Origin of the sequence: Streptomyces zaomyceticus (genome assembly GCF_014656215.1) — a bacterium.
GTDB classification, from domain to species: domain Bacteria; phylum Actinomycetota; class Actinomycetes; order Streptomycetales; family Streptomycetaceae; genus Streptomyces; species Streptomyces zaomyceticus.
The window spans coordinates 19867-37368 of the sequence record NZ_BNBZ01000049.1 but is presented as its reverse complement, the minus strand read 5'-3'; the positions used below and the strand labels follow the sequence as shown (position 1 = coordinate 37368).

At 70.8% G+C, this 17502-nt stretch carries 17 protein-coding genes; 7 read left to right on the top strand and 10 right to left on the bottom strand.

What is annotated here, in order from left to right; genetic code table 11:
• Nucleotides 1-56: 56 nt before the first annotated feature.
• The 10 genes from IE311_RS34815 to IE311_RS34770 form a co-directional block, all read right to left on the bottom strand.
• Nucleotides 57-1424 carry an MFS transporter gene (locus IE311_RS34815; RefSeq protein WP_189835893.1) on the bottom strand — a complete coding sequence of 456 codons (1368 nt, stop codon included), beginning with the start codon at nt 1422-1424 and terminating at the stop codon, nt 57-59.
• Nucleotides 1425-1608: 184 nt separating this feature from the next.
• On the bottom strand, nt 1609-2319 hold the full coding sequence (locus IE311_RS34810) for a hypothetical protein (RefSeq protein WP_189835892.1): 711 nt from the start codon (nt 2317-2319) through the stop codon (nt 1609-1611).
• Nucleotides 2316-3545 (bottom strand): 2-isopropylmalate synthase, encoded by a 1230-nt coding sequence (locus tag IE311_RS34805; protein ID WP_189835891.1) that lies wholly within the window; start codon nt 3543-3545, stop codon nt 2316-2318. The genes IE311_RS34810 and IE311_RS34805 overlap by 4 nt, the downstream gene beginning before the upstream one ends.
• A 168-nt stretch (nt 3546-3713) precedes the next feature.
• Complete coding sequence (locus IE311_RS34800; RefSeq protein WP_189835890.1) at nt 3714-3974, bottom strand: GlsB/YeaQ/YmgE family stress response membrane protein; 261 nt, start codon at nt 3972-3974, stop codon at nt 3714-3716.
• Between the two features lie 98 nt (nt 3975-4072).
• Nucleotides 4073-4243: a hypothetical protein gene (locus tag IE311_RS34795; RefSeq protein WP_189835889.1), complete on the bottom strand. Its 171-nt coding sequence runs from the start codon at nt 4241-4243 to the stop codon at nt 4073-4075.
• Nucleotides 4244-4560: 317 nt separating this feature from the next.
• Nucleotides 4561-5631, bottom strand: a complete 1071-nt coding sequence (locus IE311_RS34790; RefSeq protein ID WP_373314027.1) for a glutathione S-transferase C-terminal domain-containing protein — start codon at nt 5629-5631, stop codon at nt 4561-4563.
• A 15-nt stretch (nt 5632-5646) separates the two neighbouring features.
• A complete protein-coding gene (locus IE311_RS34785) occupies nt 5647-6543 on the bottom strand; it encodes a sucrase ferredoxin (protein WP_189835888.1) in 897 nt (298 codons plus the stop codon).
• 10 nt (nt 6544-6553) lie between these two features.
• On the bottom strand, nt 6554-7759 hold the full coding sequence (locus IE311_RS34780) for a cupin domain-containing protein (RefSeq protein WP_189835887.1): 1206 nt from the start codon (nt 7757-7759) through the stop codon (nt 6554-6556).
• Nucleotides 7756-8034 (bottom strand): BatC protein, encoded by a 279-nt coding sequence (locus IE311_RS34775; RefSeq protein ID WP_189835886.1) that lies wholly within the window; start codon nt 8032-8034, stop codon nt 7756-7758. Before IE311_RS34775 ends, IE311_RS34780 begins: the two co-directional genes overlap by 4 nt.
• A gap of 171 nt (nt 8035-8205) precedes the next feature.
• Nucleotides 8206-9108 carry a UbiA family prenyltransferase gene (locus IE311_RS34770; protein WP_189835885.1) on the bottom strand — a complete coding sequence of 301 codons (903 nt, stop codon included), beginning with the start codon at nt 9106-9108 and terminating at the stop codon, nt 8206-8208.
• Between the two features lie 6 nt (nt 9109-9114).
• On the opposite strand from IE311_RS34770, the gene IE311_RS34765 reads away from it, so the two are divergent.
• The 7 genes from IE311_RS34765 to IE311_RS34735 all read left to right on the top strand — a co-directional run bounded on the left by IE311_RS34765 (nt 9115) and on the right by IE311_RS34735 (nt 17307).
• Nucleotides 9115-10272 carry a type III polyketide synthase gene (locus IE311_RS34765; RefSeq protein ID WP_189835884.1) on the top strand — a complete coding sequence of 386 codons (1158 nt, stop codon included), beginning with the start codon at nt 9115-9117 and terminating at the stop codon, nt 10270-10272.
• 13 nt (nt 10273-10285) lie between these two features.
• Nucleotides 10286-10801, top strand: coding sequence for an isoprenylcysteine carboxyl methyltransferase family protein (locus tag IE311_RS34760; RefSeq protein WP_189835883.1), 516 nt, complete (start codon nt 10286-10288; stop codon nt 10799-10801).
• The gene (locus IE311_RS34755) at nt 10798-11829 is read left to right on the top strand and encodes an NAD(P)/FAD-dependent oxidoreductase (RefSeq protein WP_189835882.1); all 1032 of its coding nucleotides are present in this window, start codon (nt 10798-10800) and stop codon (nt 11827-11829) included. The genes IE311_RS34760 and IE311_RS34755 overlap by 4 nt, the downstream gene beginning before the upstream one ends.
• Nucleotides 11830-12112: 283 nt before the next feature.
• Nucleotides 12113-12757 carry a carbonic anhydrase gene (locus tag IE311_RS34750; RefSeq protein WP_189835881.1) on the top strand — a complete coding sequence of 215 codons (645 nt, stop codon included), beginning with the start codon at nt 12113-12115 and terminating at the stop codon, nt 12755-12757.
• 222 nt (nt 12758-12979) lie between these two features.
• Nucleotides 12980-13561 carry a sugar O-acetyltransferase gene (locus IE311_RS34745; protein ID WP_189835880.1) on the top strand — a complete coding sequence of 194 codons (582 nt, stop codon included), beginning with the start codon at nt 12980-12982 and terminating at the stop codon, nt 13559-13561.
• Between the two features lie 14 nt (nt 13562-13575).
• Entirely contained in the window at nt 13576-14121 is a 546-nt protein-coding gene (locus IE311_RS34740; protein ID WP_189835879.1) for a TetR/AcrR family transcriptional regulator, read from the top strand.
• A gap of 360 nt (nt 14122-14481) precedes the next feature.
• On the top strand, nt 14482-17307 hold the full coding sequence (locus tag IE311_RS34735) for an AbfB domain-containing protein (RefSeq protein WP_189835878.1): 2826 nt from the start codon (nt 14482-14484) through the stop codon (nt 17305-17307).
• Nucleotides 17308-17502: the final 195 nt, after the last annotated feature.

Sequence of the window (17502 nt, the reverse complement as noted above, 5' to 3'; positions counted from 1 at the left end):
CCGCTCCTCGAGGAGCGGGGCACGGGGCCGTACGCGGGTGTTCGCCCGGCGGTGTCTCAGGCGTCGGCGCCGACCCTGGCATCGGCGGGGGTCCGCTCCTCGATCTCCCCGAGGTCGCGGTCGCGGGTCTCCTTGGCGCAGGCGATGGCGACCACGGTGAGCAGCGCGGCGGCGATCACATACAGGGCGATCGGCGTCGAGTTGCCGTAGTCGGCGAGGAGCGCGGTCGCGATGAGCGGGGCGGGAGCGCCGGCGGCCACGGAGGAGAACTGGGCGCCGATGGAGGCACCGGAGTAGCGCATCCGGGTCGCGAACATCTCGGAGAAGAAGGCGGCCTGCGGCGCGTACATCGCCCCGTGCAGGACCAGACCGACGGTGACCGCGAGGAGCAGGCTGCCGAAGGTGCCCCGGTCGATGAGCGTGAAGAACGGGAACATCCAGGCACCCACGCCGATCGCGCCGACGAGGTACACGGGACGGCGACCGAGCCGGTCGGACAGCGCGCCCCAGAGCGGGATGACCGCGAAGTGGACCGCGGAACCGATGAGGACGGCGTTCAGGGCGGTCTGCTTGGAGAGGCCGACCTGGGTGGTCGCGTACACCAGGATGAACGCGGTGATCACGTAGTACGAGATGTTCTCCGCCATACGGGCGCCCATCGCGATCAGCACATCGCGCCAGTGGTGACGCAGCACCGCGACCAGCGGCATCTTCTCGACCTGCCCGGCGACGGCCTTGCGCTCCTCGGCGGCGGCGAGCGCCGCCTTGAACACGGGCGACTCGTCGACGGAGAGCCGGATCCAGAGGCCGACGATCACCAGCACACCGGAGAGCAGGAACGGAATGCGCCAGCCCCAGGCGGTGAAGGAGGCCTCGGAGAGCAGCGCGGTCAGCGCGGACAGCACACCGGTCGCGAGCAACTGCCCGGCCGGCGCGCCGGTCTGCGGCCAGGAGGCCCAGAACCCGCGCCGCTTGGCGTCCCCGTGCTCGGACACGAGCAGGACGGCCCCGCCCCACTCACCACCGAGCGCGAAGCCCTGCACGAGCCGCAGCACGGTCAACAGCACCGGAGCGGCGGACCCGACGGTCGCGTGCGTCGGCAGCAGCCCGATCGCGAACGTCGCCCCACCCATCAGCAGCAGGCTCAGTACCAGCAGCTTCTTCCGCCCGAGCCGGTCCCCGTAGTGCCCGAACACCAGCGCCCCGAGGGGCCGTGCGGCGAACCCGACCGCGTACGTCAGAAACGACAGCAGCGTCCCGACCAGCGGATCGGACTCGGGAAAGAACAGCTTGTTGAACACGAGCGCGGCGGCGGACCCGTACAGGAAGAAGTCGTACCACTCGATGGTGGTGCCGATGAGGCTGGCGGCGACGATGCGCTTGAGGGAACCGGGCGGGGTCGGGGAGGTTGTTGCGGCGGCCATGAGCACCACTTCCAGGCAATGACGGGGACGTTTCGGTGTCGCCACACCGTAGGAAGCGGCAGGTCAGGGGCGTATGTGGTGGGACACCATAGTTACGGACGGCTAAGTGCGCTCAGCCGCTATGGGAGGCGTGAGCGGAGCTTCCGGAACGGCTCGGAGTGGCTCGGAGAGGCCCGGAGGGCGACTACCTCTGTTGCCCGGCCGAGTCGGTGCAACGTGTGTGGAGATGACGCAGATAGTCGTCGGCCGAGCCGTGGCCGTGGTCCTGCGCGCCGTGGCGGTGGAGCTGAAGTCGTCCGTCGGGGGCCACACGGACCGTGGTGGTCGCCCGTCGCACCTGCGTCCCGATGTGAGGGGGCGGGTGTTCGGCGTCCGTCAGGTGCAGGACCGGAACCGTGGGCGGGAACATGGCGAGGGCCCCGGCCGTGTCGGCTGCGGGCGGGCTGCCCGTGATGTTGGCGCTGCTGACGTACAGCACGGGGTGGTCGTCCAGCAGGGAGTGCAGCGGCTGCCAGCGGGCGCCGAACAGCAGCATCCATCCGTCCTTCACCGCAGGCTCCAGCCAGGAGGGGAGCGCGCCGGGAGTCCGCACCGGCAGAAGGACGGTGAGGTGCTCCTCGGCCAGCAGGCGCAGCGCCGTCGTGCGGTGGCGGGGAGCGAGGTCCCACAGCCCGGTGAGGGTGCCGAGGGTGTCCTGGTGGTGGGCCCACAGGGCGACGGACTGGCCGGCGGGCCGGTGCTTGGCCCGGTTGACGGCGGTCGCGGTGGTCGCGGTGACGACGTGGGTGAGGGGCGCGGGATTGGGCAGCACCACCGCCGTGCCGTGGCGGAGGGCCCGGCGGGCCCGGGCCAGGGTCGCGGGTGTGCGGGTCGGCGCGCCTTCAGCGGTGTTCACGGGGTGCTCCCCGCAGCGGTCCGGGTGAGGCCTTCGAGATAGGTGGCGAATGCGGTGTCGTCGGTGACGGACCGGCCGGTTCGGTAGGCGCGGGTCTTGGCCCAGTCCATGGCTGCGCGGGTCTGGTCCGGGTCGAGGGTGTGGCCGAGGCGGGCGGCGACGGCGGTGACGACGCGTGCGCTGGCGAGCTGGGTGAGGACCACGTGCGGTTCGATCCCCAGTACCTCGTGGGGGTCGTACGGCTGGAACAGCTCGGGGTGGACGAAGGGGGTGCCCGTGGAGATGGTGCCGACGCCGGTGCCGACGATCGGGGTGGTGACACCCAGGGGCGCACCCGTCTCCGACGCCACCATGCGGGCGATGACGGGCAGCCGGGTCAGGTCGGGGGCCGTCCACCACGGTGCCGAGTCCGCTCCGAGCAGTTCCCCGCCATGGCGGGCGAGAAGGAAGAGGAGCTGTTCGGTGGCGACCATGCCGGCCCGCTCCGCGATGCCGAGCCAGGAGCTGGAGACCACCCGGACCCCGGCCGCCAGTGCCTGCAGGGTGTTGGCCAGGCCGAGCCCGAGGTCGTTGTGCAGGTGGGAGGCGAGCGCCACCTCGGGGCCGCATGCCGACCGGACGCGGGTGAACATGTCGCGGCAGGCGTGGGGGAGCTGGGATCCGACGGTGTCGGCCAGGACGACCAGCCCGGCACCCGCGTCGGTGACGGCCTGGGAGTGATGGGCCATCAGCGCGGCGTCGGCGCGCGAAGCGTCTGCCAGACAGATGTCCACGGCCACGGAGTCGTCCCGGTCGCGGGCCCGTTTGACCAGGTCGACAGCGGCTTCGAGGGCCTGGGCGGCGGTACGGTGGACCATCACCCGCGCCATCGCGTCCGAGGCGGGTACGACCACCATCACCCGTGCGTTCCGGCTGCCGCGTACCGAGGCGACGGCCTGCTCCACGTCGCGGTCCACGCCCCGGCACACCGCGGCCACACTCACCGCGCCTTCGGCCTCGATCGCGACCTGGCGCACGGCCTCGAACTCCTCGGCACAGACAGCCGGGAAGCCGGCGGCGAACACCACGTGCCGGGGGCCGTCGGCACCGAAGATCCGGCCCGTCTCACGGGCCAGCCGCACGCGGAACCCCGCCCCCATGAGGGTCTTGGCCTGTGCGCCGTCCCGGGCGGACTCCTCCCAGAACACGATCCGCCCGGCTCGGGCCGACTCCCGTACCGCGTCCATTCCGTGCCACGCCCTCTCCGCACCCCCGACTGCCCGATGAGGAAACGTTCTCCTGGACTCGGGTGATCGCCGGCCCTGATCTGCCGGAACCACTCGATCGAGCGACCGTCCCGGCCGGCGAGCGCAGGAGCCGGCCGTCGGCGTCGATCCAGTAGGGCGGTTGCCGAGTCACCGGCGCCGTGCGAGCAGACGATAGGCCGCGAGGAGGATGAGCGCTCCGACGACGGCGGCGATCCAGGTGGAGAGATCGAAGAACCCGTCGATGGAGTCCACGTCGAAGATGACCTTGCCGAGCCATCCGCCGAGCAGGCCGCCGGCGATGCCGATGAGCGTGGTGACGATGATCCCGCCCGGGTCCTTCCCGGGCATCAACATCTTGGCGATGATGCCTGCGAGAAGCCCGAGGAGGATCCAAGCGATTATTCCCATGATTCCTTCTGTCTCACGGTGTGAATTCCTCATCCGTGCGTGGTGGTCGCCGCCAGGAGGCGCGACACGGACCAGCACCCGTTCCCGAGATCAAGCGATCAAGAGAGCTTGTCCTTCGCCTTCTCCTTGAGGCCACGGGCCTTTCCGCGTGCCTGCAGCGCCGCGCCCTTGGCCGCCAGCTTCTCGTTGCCCACGGCGTGAGCCGACTTCTTGACGGCCTTACCCGTCGCTTCTTCGATCTGCGCCTTGGCCTTTTCTCGAGCACTCATGGCTCATCCCTTCTGGAGTCTTGCCCCGAAGCCGCCTACACCCTGTGTCGAAATGGCGTCGGCAGCACGGCATGCAAGGCACGTCGGAACGTCATCCGAACGCTCCATGCCATCAAGTGAAGCTCCCATTTGGTCAATCGAACCAGGCTTCGGCGGACGAGGGCGCGCGGCGTCCACCTGGCGAAGACCCGGTGTCTTCCCCAGCCGTAGCCGTGTCGGCCCACGCCGAGTTTCACTGGTATCTCCTCCCGATGGCGAGGGGTGGATTTCCTGTGAATTCCATCGTCTACCTCTGCTTCTGCGCCATCGTTTCAACTTCAAACATCGACAGTCGTCGAGCCGAGCGGGGGCACGCGCTCCGACGGAGGCGGCGGGCCGGGCGGTGTGCCGTCGCCGAACGGGTTTCCGCCGAGTTCTTCCCGCCCGTGCGGCGAAAGCCAACCGCGGGTGTCCGGGCCCCGGGGAACGGTCCCGGTCGGATTGATGTCGTGATGGACGACGTAGTAGTGCGCCTTGATCTGCGCGAAGTCGATCGTTTCACCGAAGCCGGGCGTCTGGAAAAGGTCCCGGGCGCAGGCCCACAGAGCCGGGAGTTCGGTCAGCTTCTGCCGGTTGCATGTGAAGTGGCCGTGGTAGACGGCGTCGAAGCGGACGAGGGTCGGGAAGAGGCGTACGTCGGCCTCGGTGACGGTGTCGCCGACGAGGTAGCGCCGGCCTGCGAGGCGTTCCTCCAGCCAGTCCAGGCGTTCCCACAGCCTTCGGTAGGCCTCGTCGTAGGCCTGCCGGCCGCCGGCGAACCCGCACCGGTAGACGCCGTCGTTGACATCGCGGTAGACCTTGTCGGCCACGTCCTCGATCTCGTCGCGCCACCTCTCCGGACAGAGGTCGGGCGCACCGTCGCGCTGATGGGCCGCCCACCGGCTCCCCAGGTCGAGCGTGATGCGCTCGAAGCCGTTGGTCACCACGTGGCCGGTGGGGATGTCGACGATCGTGGGCACGGTGATACCGCTCGGATAGCCCGGCTCGCGGAGCAGGAACGCCTCCCGGAGCCATTCGATGCCGAGGACGAGGTCCCGGCCGCCGGGGCCGAGGTGGAAGGCCCAGCTGCGCTCGTCGTGCAGTGGCCCGGGAACCGTCCTCTTGAAGACGCGTCGAGCCGTGCGAGATGTCCGATCGGCCATGCCCAGGCGGCTACCCACCCTGGCCTGCACCAAGCGCGCAGGGGCGCGCGAGACAGTGGCGGTCTGAAGTCGGGCTCGGTGTCCGGCCGCGCCGCCGCGAGGCCCTCGGACCGCGCCGGTCCTGCGCGGACCGGACCGACCGGCAAGGCGAGCACGGTCGCCGTCCTTTCCGTCAGGACCCGGCCTTCCGCCACCGCGGCAGGGAATCTCGCCCGAAGGCGATCAGCCGACGCGAAGCGATGTGACTTCGTAGTACACCGCTGAGCCGGCGGACAGGCCGCGGCAGGTCAGCCGGTGTGGCTGTGCTCGCCGAGCGTGGATCTCGACCTCGAAGGTCGACAGTCCGGCCAGGATGCCGGCGACGCGGATCCGCCAGCGGTTGTCGTCCCGGACCGTCTCCTCGATCACGTAGTCGTGCCGTCCCGACGGACCCGCGTGGTGGAGCACAGCGGACAGGGCGGCCTGCTGGGGCGGAACGAGGTCGGTGTATCCGCGCAGGTGGTCCGCGTGGATGCGGTTCGCCAGGTGCTCCTCGACCACCGTGACTGCCGAGAGGGCGTCGAGGTTGCCGTAGTAGACGCCGTCGGGTGCGACGGCGACATTGGCGGCGAACCGGTCGCCACCCACATGCGTGCACTCCCACACCAGCTGGGGCCAGCCCTCGCTCAGCGCACGTGCCACCGGACGGCCGCGGACGGCACAGCAGGTGTCGTGGAGGCCGTGGGTACAGACGAGGACGACGGGTGGGCGGCCCCGTTCTCCGGGCGCGTCCAGGGCGGTGACGATTCCCGCCAGGTCCCTGTCCTCGTCCCAGATGCCCCATTCCTGGCTGTGGGCGCCGTCCTTCTCGTGGCGAAGGACGGCCCACCGCGGCCGTTCGTCCGGCCGACGGCGGCCGGGGCGCCTGATCAGCAGCACGCGGGCGCGCATCGACCGTGCGGCGGAGTTCACCCGTGCCTTGACCTCGGGTTCGAGATCGATTCCTTCGAAGCCGTTGGACGGCCATCCGGCCCGGTACTCGATGAGGATCCAGACCGAGCCGTACGGCGCCGTGCCTGCGATCGGGTCGCCGCGCAGGCGAGCGGCGTCGGCGCAGAGGAATCGTGCCGGAGTCGTCATCGCGTCTTTCTCATGACTCGGCTGGCACCAGTACGCCTGCGCGGAGCAGTCGCTCGACGAAGGGAAGACCGAGGTCGCCCGCAGGGTGGGTGCCGCCGTCGAGGATCCGGAGCGCCGATGGGAGGTCGGCCTCCGAGAGGTCGAGCCACCCGACGCGCGTGGCGAGGCGCCGACCCACCAGCCTTGCCTCCAACGCCTCGCGAAGCCGCACCGGCGAGTCGGGCGCGAGGCTGTCGAGAGCCCCGAGTTGTGCCAGCGGTCCCATGGGCGCGGGGCGTGCCTGGCCGCGGCGGGTGCCGTGGAACAGGGGAGTGGGGTCGGCCTCGGTGAGTGCGGCGGCGAGACGTCGCCGCACGAAGGCGAGTTCGTCGCCCGGCCCGTCCACGCCCAGGGGGAGGGACCCGCGCATCTCCCCGTCCTCCCGCAGCAACGCGAGGGCGGCCTCCGCGAGTTGCTCGGCCAGCGCGTGTCGCGTCCAGGTGTGGACGCCGAGCGTCAGATGGATCGACACCGCGCCCAGCGCTTCGGCGGCGTGCAGCCAGCCGCGCGGCAGATAGAGGACGTCGCCGGGTTCGAGCACGGTGTCGATGTACGCCTCTGTCCGCGCGGCTTCGGCGACCGCGGCGCGGTGAGCGGTCCAGGGCTGGTCACGCAGCGGGTCCGGGTGCACGGGCTCGTGGACGATCCAGCGCTTGGTACCGGTGACCTGCAGGACGAAGACGTCGTGGACGTCGTAATGGTCGTCGAAGCCGCGGTTCTGCGGCGGGGTCACGTAGGCATTGGCCTGCACGGGGTGGCCCAGTTCCGTGCCGAGCCGCGTCGCGAGGTCCGCGACCGGCTGCCAGGTGCGCTGCAGTGCCTGCAGGACCAGAGTGCTGCCGTCGGCGAAGCTCCGCCACAACGCGGTGTCGTCCAGCTGGTCCGCGACCGCCGCGCCGACTCCTCCCGGGGAGGTGAACGAGGACTCGGGGGCGGTGGAGCCGTCCTTGGCGACGCGGAGGAACGGCGTGCGCAGCCCGCGTCGGGAGAGCAGCTCGTCCACCGCGGATGCGGAGAACAGGTCGGAGAAGTCTCTGACTCCGCGGGTGAGCAGCGGGGCCCGCCCCCAGACGTCCAGAGCGAACTCCTCGTGGCTGAGTCCGATCAGATGTGTCTCCAGGACACGGCCCTCGAAATCCGCGGCCGTGTCCCGAAGCGACGTGGGAATGGCGCTCAAACGCTGCCGCCGGCCTCTTCGGCTCCGCCGTCGGCGCCGCCGTCGTGTACGCCGGGTGTGCCGGCCGCGCCGCCGTCCGCCGGGCCTTCGGCTCCGCTGTCGGCACCTCCGTCGGCACCGCTGTCCGCGCCTCCGTCGGCTCCGCTGTCGGCACCTCCGTCGGCACCTCCGTCCGCGCCGCTGTCGGCACCTCCGTCGTGGACGTCGGGTGTGCCGGCAGCACCGCCGTCCATCGGGCCTTCTTGCCGCTTCGGGTCCTGCTCGGAGTGCGCCATGTTTCCTCCTGGGGGCAAGGGCGATCGGGTGAGGGGTCGTACCGTTCGGATCCCCTTTCCAAGCTCACTCACGTGGGTGGGACCGGCAACCGGAGCGGCCGTCGACCGATGTCTTGGAAGGAACAGCGCCTCCGCGTGCACCCGGAGGTGGAGAACACCCGCACTCCGGCCTCAGACGATGAGGGAGCCCCGTGACAGGAGCTGCACGACGGCCAGCCCCGCGACCGCGATCGCCGCCCGGAACGGCCATCGGCTGCCCTCACGCCACCTCGGGACGGTGCCGGCGGCCGCGGCGCATCCCGCTGCCGTCGCACACACCCAGCCCGGTGCGCCCGCCGTCCCGGGCGGGTACACGGTGACGATCGCGACCGCGGCCAGCATCGTGACCAGTGAGAGCCGGCGACAGGCCACGGGGCCGAGGCGTTGGGGCAGACCACGGACGCCCGTCGCGAGATCGTCCGCGATGTCCGGCAGCGCGTTCACCCAGTGGGCGCCGACACCGAGGAGGGCACTCGTGGCCACGGCCCACCAGGCGGGCCAGGCGTGCGACGGCGGGCCGAGCGTCACGAAGACGGGCAGGGACGCGAACCCGACGGCGTACGGGACGGGCGAGAGCGGGGTTCTCTTCAGTGCCAGGTTGTAGGCCCACCCGCCGGCGATCACGCCCGTGAGGTGGACAGCCGCGGCGGCAGGGCCGCTGAGCAAGGAGAGCGGCACACAGACGACGAGCGCCACCACGGCGGCCATGGCGGCCGTCCGCGGGCGCAGAGCCCCGGCCGCGACGGGTTTGTCGCGCCGGCCGCTGGCGGTGTCCCGGCCCGCGTCCACCGCGTCGTTGCACCATCCGATCGAGAGCTGGCCGGCGAGCACCGCCGCTCCGACCGCCACGACATCCACCGGTCCCCGCCCCGACGTGGCGGCCAGAGCGGTGACGAACACCGTCACCGCGAGCGTCGGCTCCGGGTGGCACGAGTGGAGCAGCGTCGCGATCCGGTGTGTCGCTCGCACCGGAGGACCAGGGAGGTATAGAGACACGGGAGCAAGGTAATCGCGCCGTCGGTCGTGAGGAGACATCCCGTCATGCGTGTCCCCACGGTCGACCGGCTCGCCCCCGTCACGCCTCCGGCGGTGCACGCCGACGGGTCCTTCGGGTTGCGGCCCGATCCCGACGGGTGGAAGAGCGTCGTCGCCGCCGTCCGTACGGCCCTGCCGGAGCATCGATACGCTCAGGACGAACTCACCGAGCTGATCGGCGACCTCTGTCTCGCCCCCGGAGCGGACCGCACGGTGCTGCGCCGACTGCACGGATCCGCCGGGGTGCGGACCCGTCACCTCGCTCTGCCCATCGACCGGTACGCGGCTCTGGGGGACTTCGGCGAGACCAACGCGGCATGGATGACCGCCGGCCTGGAACTCGGAGAACGGGCTCTGACGTGCGCGCTCGAGGCCGCCGGGCTGTCTCCCTCGGAGCTGGATCTGCTGGTGTGCACCTCCATCACCGGTATCGCCGCGCCGTCGCTCGACGCCCGGCTCGCCTCGCGCATGGGCATGCGGCCGGATGTGAAGCGGATTCCCGTGTTCGGGCTCGGCTGCGTAGCGGGAGCGGCCGGACTCGCCCGGCTCCACGACTACCTGCGCGGCCATCGGGGCCAGGTGGCCGCGCTGCTCAGCGTGGAGCTGTGCTCACTCACCCTGCAGCAGCGTGACGACTCGCCGGCCAATCTCGTCGCCGGTGCCCTGTTCGGTGACGGTGCGGCGGCCGTCGTCGCGCATGCCGCGCGGGCCGACGACCACCGGGCGGGTCACCCCGCGGTGGTGGCCACCCGCAGTCTCCTCTACCCGGACACCGAGCATCTGCTGGGCTGGACGATCGGTGCCGGAGGGTTCCGGCCGGTGGTGGACGCCGCCATCCCCGATGTCGTGGAGGCCCGGATCGGCCCGGACCTCCGGGCCTTCCTGGCCGTCCACGGCCTGACCCCGGACGACATCGGGACCTGGATCTGCCACCCCGGGGGACCACGGATCCTCACGGCGGTGGCACACGCCCTGGAACTTCCCGACGGTGCCCTCGACTCGGCTCACCGGGCCCTGGCCGTGTCGGGGAACATGTCCTCCGCCTCGGTACTGCGGATCCTGGAGGACGTCACCACCAACGCCCCTCCGCCGCCGGGATCGTGGGGCCTGATGATGGCGATGGGCCCCGGCTTCTGTGTCGAGTTCGTCCTCCTGCGCTGGTGAGGAATCACGGATCATGCTCTGGTACACGCTCCTCCTGGCGGCCGTCGCCGCGGAACGCCTCGTCGAACTCGTCGTGGCGCGACGCAACGCGGCCTGGACCCTGGCCCGCCTCGGCGTCGAGTACGGCAGCGGTCACTACCCGGTCATGGTGGCCCTGCACACGGCCCTGCTCGCGAGCTGTCTGACCGAGGCCTGGCTGGCCCACCGGCCGTTCCTGCCCGCACTGGGCTGGACCATGGTGGCCGTCGTCGTCCTGGCCCAGGCGCTGCGCTGGTGGTGTGTCACGACCCTGGGCCCGTACTGGAACACGCGGGTCATCGTGGTCCCCGGAGCCCGTCTCGTGCGCGCCGGACCGTACCGCTTCGCGCGCCACCCGAACTACGTCGCGGTCGTGGCGGAGATCGCGGCCCTGCCCCTGGTGCACAGCGCTTGGCTGACCGCGACGGTCTTCACGGTGGCCAACGCGGCCCTGCTCGCCGTCCGCATCCGGTGTGAGAACGACGCCCTGGGGCGGGTGAGCGTGGCGTGACCCGCACACACGATCTGCTGATCGCGGGCGGTGGCCCCGCGGGGCTGGCCACCGCGCTGTACGCGGTGCGGGCGGGGTTGGACGTCGTCCTGGCGGAGCCGCGAGGCCATCCCGTCGACAAGGCCTGCGGTGAGGGGCTGATGCCCGGGGCCGTCAGGGAACTGCGCGCGCTGGGACTGGACGTGCCGGGCCGGCCGATCGCCGGCATCCGCTACCGGCAGGGCCCACACCACGCCCAGGCGGAGTTCCGGCACGGCCCCGGCCTGGGAGCGCGGCGCACGGCCCTGCACGCCGCCCTGCACACAGCGGTCCTCGCCGCGGGAGTCCCTGTCCTGCCCGTCCGCGTGCGGGACGTGCGTCAGGACGCCGCCGGCGTCTCCGACGGCGCCACGGGCGTGCGCGCCAGGTGGCTCGTGGCCGCGGACGGACTGCACTCGCCGGTGCGACGTTCGCTGGGGCTCGGCATGCCCGGCGAGGGCGTCCCTCGCTACGGGCTGCGCCGGCATTACGCCGTGGCGCCGACTTCCTCGTACGTCGAGGTCCACTGGGGTCCCCACGGCGAGGCGTACGTGACCCCACTCGGGTCACAGCTCCTGGGCGTCGCGCTCCTGACCTCACTGCGTGCGCCGTTCGACGAACAGCTGGCCGGCTTCCCCGAACTCGCGGCCGCTCTGCCCCGCCAGGCCGCGGTCGGGGCCGTGCGTGGTGCGGGTCCCCTCCGCCAGAAGGTCCGCTCACGCGTCCACGGGCGGGTCCTGCTGGTGGGCGATGCCGCCGGCTACATCGACGCGCTCACCGGCGAGGGCGTCTCACTGGCTCTCGCCGGTGCCAGGGTCCTGGTCGATCAGCTGCGTCGCGGCTCCCCCGGCGCGTATGAAGCCGCGTGGAGGCGGGCGACCCTCCGGCACCGGCTGCTGACCGACTGCCTGGTGCGAGCTCGGCAACGCCCCCGACTGGCGGACAGGATCGTGCCGACCGCGGCCCGGCTTCCCCGCGCCTTCGCCCTCGCGGTGAACGCACTCGCCTGAGCGTGGAGGCCCCCGGACGGACGCGTCGGTCGGAGTCTGCGTGCCGGTCGGCGCCACACCGTAAGAAGCGGCAGGTCAGGAACGTATGTGGGGGGTCACCACAGTGCGATGTCATCGCACGCGTCCAGCCGCCGGGGCTTCTTCCTGTGGCCGTGCGGCAGTGCTCACCGGCCGCGCTTCGGTCACCGACTCGACGTGGAGGCCCGGGACCCGCGACGCCGGCCCGGCGGCCTGAGGAACGCCTGGTGGCGCACGACCGGAAGGCGGCTCGTAAGGTGGCGGCATGCCTAGAACCTCACCCGCAGTAGCCCTCGAAGCCCTCCTCGCCGGGAACGGCCGATTCGTGGCCGGTACGCCCGGACACCCCAACCAGGACGCCGCCCGCCGAGCTGAGCTGGCCCCGGGCCAGGAACCGTTCGCCGTCGTCCTGGGATGCTCCGACTCCCGCCTGGCCGCGGAGATCATCTTCGACCAGGGGCTCGGTGACCTGTTCGTGGTCCGCACCGCGGGCCACGTACTCGGCTCCGAGGTGCTGGGCAGCGTCGAGTACGCCACCACCGTGCTGGGCAGCCGTCTCGTGGTCGTCCTGGGCCACGACTCCTGCGGCGCCGTCGCCGCGGCGCGGGCCGCGGTCGAGGACGGGTTCACGGCGAACGGCTTCGTCCGCGACGTCGTCGAGCGCGTCACCCCGAGCGTGCTGGCCGCGCGAGCCGCAGGCCTGACCGAGGACAGTGACATCATCGACGAGCACATACGGCACACGGTGAGCCTGCTTCTGGAACGCTCCCGCGTCCTGTCGGAGCAGGTCGAAGCGGGTGAGGTCGCCGTCGTCGGACTGGGCTACGACCTCGCCGACGGAAGCGCCCGGATCGTGGCGTCCCACGGAGCCGTCTCCCACGACGCGCTGTCGGCCGTGGGGCAGGCCTGACTTTCTGACGACGACCCGATGGCCCGTGGTGCAACCGGCCCGTGCGGCCGGAATCCGGGAAATCGGGTCGCGTCGGGTCGTCGGTGACCGTGAGGGGCACGCCGGGCCCGGCCCCGTGTACGGCTGCCTGCCGATGCGACACCCCTTCGTTCGCCGCCGCGTGCTCCGCCCTTCTCCGTGCCGGAAGGTACGAACGTACCTTCCAAATGTACGATCGTACGCATGACCGTGGACCACTTCGCCGGCGACCCGCGCACCAGCCTGGAGCGCATGCTCGCGGGCGACCTCTACATCGCCGACGATCCCGAGATCGCCGACAGGCAGCGGCGTGCCATGCGGCTCGCCGAGACCTACAGGACCACGTTCCTGGACGACCCGGTCGCCGCCCGGCCGCTCCTCGACGAGCTGCTCGGCTCCGCGGGCGAAGGGGTCGAGGTGCGGCCGCCGCTGTACGTGGACTACGGCACCAACATCTCCATCGGGGCCCGGACCTTCGTCAACTACAACCTGACCGCACTGGATGTGGCGGCGATCGTCATCGGAGAGGACTGTCAGATCGGCCCGAACGTACAGCTCCTCACCCCCACCCACCCCCTGGAGCCGGAGCCCCGGCGCGACAAGCTGGAGGCCGCGCTCCCCATCACCCTGGGAAACAACGTCTGGCTCGGGGGAGGCGTCATCGTCTGCCCAGGGGTGAGCATCGGCGACAACAGCGTCATCGGTGCCGGATCCGTCGTCACCAAGGACATCCCGGCCGACGTCGTCGCTGTCGGCAGCCCCGCCCGGCCCGTCCGGGACCTCTGAAGGCCTCGGCTCCGATGGCCACCGGACATACCGACCCGCAGCGCCGTGAGCGCATCCTCACCGCCACCCTGGACCACATCGCCGCAGAAGGCGTCGCCGGTGTTTCTCACCGGAAGATCGCGGCCCGCGCCGGTGTGCCGCTGGGCTCGATGACCTACCACTTCCAGGGCATCGACGAACTGCTCCGCGAGGCCTTCTCCCGCTTCGCCGACCACGTCGTCGCCGTCTTCGAGCGGCATCTGAACGCGGCCGGCAGCCCCGAAGAGGCACGTGAAGCGGTCGGCAACCTCATCCACGAGCTCTCCGACGGACCGCAGAGCGATCTGGTCGTCACCCACGAGCTCTACACCCTCGCGGCCCGGCGCCCGGAGTACCGAGAGCTGACGCGGAAGTGGATGATCCGCAGCCGCCAACTGCTGGAACGGCACTTCGATGCCGAAACGGCCCGCCAGCTCGACGCGCTCGTCGAGGGGCTCACCCTCCACCGCGCGCTCGACACCGCCCCGCACGACCGAGAGCTGACGCGAGAAGCCGTCAGGCGTATCACCACCGCCCCGTAGCCGTGCGCGGTGGCGCGTGACGCGGAGCTCGACGGTGAGCCGACGTCTGCCGTCCAGGCTCGCCGACCGTGGATGGCCACGCCGACGCTGGACGGCCACGCCGACCGTGGATGGCCGCAGCGACCTCCGTGTTCGACAGTGGTGAGATCCTGTTCGCTACTGAGTGGTTCCGTGCGAGTTTGTTTCATGTTACGTTCCCCGCACGTCGGCCAGGACCCACGCGCACTCGGGTCCGAATGCGGGACGCACATTCCCCGCCTGGCGCCGCTCAGCCGCTCCCGCACGGACTTCCGCACGCTGCAAGAGCCCTCGGCCGCACCGCGCCGGATTCCGCGCACCGCCCTGCCCCGAAGGAGTTCGATGCGACGCGTCATCGCCTGCTTGGCGGCCCTGTTGGTCATGGCCGGAAGTCCCTTCTTCACCAGTGGCGCCTCCGCCGCGATCGCGCCCAAGTCGCCGCCCCTGACGACTCCGTGGACCGACCAGGTATCCACCACCGACCCCCTGCCCGAGTACCCGCGGCCCCAGATGACGCGACAGGACTGGATGTCGCTCAACGGCGAGTGGGAGTTCCTCAACCCGCCGACCGACGGTTCCGGCAACGTCGATCGCCACGCCGCCCCGCCCGTCGGCCAGACCCTGCCCGAGCGCATCCTCGTTCCCTATCCGGTGGAGTCGGCGCTGTCCGGCATCATGCGCAACGACAACCGGGACCTGATGTTCTACAAGCGCGCCTTCACCGTGCCGCAGAGCTGGAACGGCCGCCGGGTGCAGCTGCACTTCGGCGCCGTCGACTACGAAGCCACGGTCTACGTCAACGGCACCCAGGTCACCCAGCACAAGGGCGGCTACGACCGCTTCGAGGTGGACATCACGCCGCAACTCAGGAGCGGCGCGAACGAGCTGATCGTGCGGGTCTACGACCCGACCGACGGGCGCGGGGAGAAGCAGCCGCTCGGCAAGCAGGTGAACAATCCGAGCGGCATCTTCTACACACCCTCGTCGGGGATCTGGCAGACCGTCTGGGTGGAGCCCACATCGGCCTCCTCGATCTACTCCGTCGACATCAAGCCGGACCTGTCGACCAACACGGCACGCGTCCGCGTCTTCACCCGCGGCGACGTGAGCGGCCATACCGTCCTGGCCGAGACGTTCTCCGGCGCACAAGCAGTCGGCAGCGCCACCGGAGGCTTCACCGAGTTCTCCGTCCCCGTGCCGAACGCCCGCCGCTGGTCGCCCGAGGACCCGTTCCTGTACGACCTGCGCGTCACGCTGCGCAACGCCGGCGGCTCCTCCGTCGACAGCGTCACCAGCTACTTCGGCATGCGCGAGATCGGCAAGAAGATCGTGAACGGGGTCATGCGCCCCACGCTGAACGGTGAGTTCGTCTTCCAGATCGGCACCCTCGACCAGGGCTTCTGGCCGGACGGCCTCTACACCGCGCCCACCGACGAGGCCCTCGCGTCCGACCTGCGCAAGCACAAGGAACTCGGCTTCAACATGGTGCGCAAGCACATCAAGGTCGAACCGGCCCGCTGGTACTACCACGCGGACCGGCTCGGACTCCTGGTCTGGCAGGACATCCCGTCCACCCCCGCGTTCGACCAGAGCCGCACCCCGGCGCAGGCCGGGCAGCTGGAGACGGAGGCCCGCGAGATCATCGACGAGCACCGCTTCTCGCCCGCCGTCGTCACGTACGTCCCGTTCAACGAAGGCTGGGGCGAATGGGACCTCGCCGCCACCAAGCGCGTCACCACGGACCTCGAGAACTACGACCCGACCCGGCTGATGAACGCCCACAGCGGCTACAACTGCTGTGTCTCCAAAGGAGATCCAGGCACCGGGGACATCCTCGACTGGCACGTCTACACCGGACCCGACGCGCCGCGTCCCTCGGACACCCGCGTGTCCGTCCTCGGCGAGTTCGGCGGCATCGGCCTGCGCACGCCCGGCCACGAGTACAGCCCCGACGGACAGTTCTTCGCCTACGAACAGGTCTTCAGCGGCGAGCAGTTGAACGACCGCTACACCGGCATGGTCCGCGATGTCCAGCAGCTCATGACCACCAAGGGCCTCTCCGCATACGTCTACACCGAGATCACCGATGTCGAGGGCGAGTACAACGGACTCCTCACCTACGACCGGCGTGTGCAGAAGGTGGACACCAACCGGCTGCGCGCGGCGCACGGCGCGCTCCTCGGCGCCTCCCGCAACCTCAACGCCGCCGCCGGTCTCACCCTGGGCCATGTCCGTTCGTTCCAGGTGACCACGCCGGGTCTCACCGACCGCTACCTGCGGCACGCGAACTCCACGGCCCGCACCGAGGTGCTGAGCACCTCCTCCTCCGACGGCGCCCGCCAGGACGCCTCGTACCGGACCGTCGCCGGACTGGCGGACCCCCGCTGCTTCTCCTTCGAGTCGGTCAACCTCCCCGGCCGCTACCTGCGGCACGCCGACAGCCGGGTGCGTGTCGACGCGGACACCGGCGGCTCCTTCACCGCTGACGCGACCTGGTGCGGCCGGCCGGGCCTCGCCTCCGGCGGCACCTCATTCGAATCCCTCAACTACCCCGGCCACTACCTCCGGCACCACGCCGAAGGGGTGTACCTCGCGCGCAGCGGCGGCCCGAACGCCTGGGACGCACCCGCTTCCTTCGCCGCGGACGCGACATGGAACCTCGGACAACCGTCCCTGTGGCGCAGTTCCGTACTGCTCCCCACCGACGTGCGACAGTCCCTGCGCGTGACCACCTGGGGCCACACCAACCGGTATCTGCGGCACGCCGACAGCCTGGCCTTCACCGAGGTCGTCGACGGGAGCAGCAGCGTCCTGCTCAAGCAGGACGCGACATACACCGTGCGACGCGGGCTCGCCGACTCCTCCTGCTACTCGTTCGAGTCGGTGAACTACCCCGGCCGGGTCCTCCGTCACGCCGACAGCCGGGTGCGCAGCGCACCCGACGACGGCACGACGCTGTTCCGCCAGGACGCCACGTTCTGTGCCCGTCCCGGTGTCGGCGGCACGGGGATCACGTTCGAGTCGATCAACGTCCCCGGCTCGTACCTCCGCCACTACGCGTCCCAGGTGTACATCGCCTCGGGCAGCGGCGGCGGCGACCACTTTAACCGCCCGCAGGCCCTCTCCGCGGACAGCAGCTGGTCTCTCTCCGCACCGTGGGCGCCCTGACCGACAGAGAGTGACCGACAGAGAGTGACCGACACGTTCTGTGCCCGCCTCCCCACCGGAGGCGGGCACAGCCGTGAGGTCGTCCCGACCTGACTGATTTCATGGCGCGAACCCGTTCCGACGCTGCTGTTCGCGTCAACATCAGGCTGATTCCATTCGAAAACTCTCGTACAGCAAGGGTGTTGCAGAGACCCG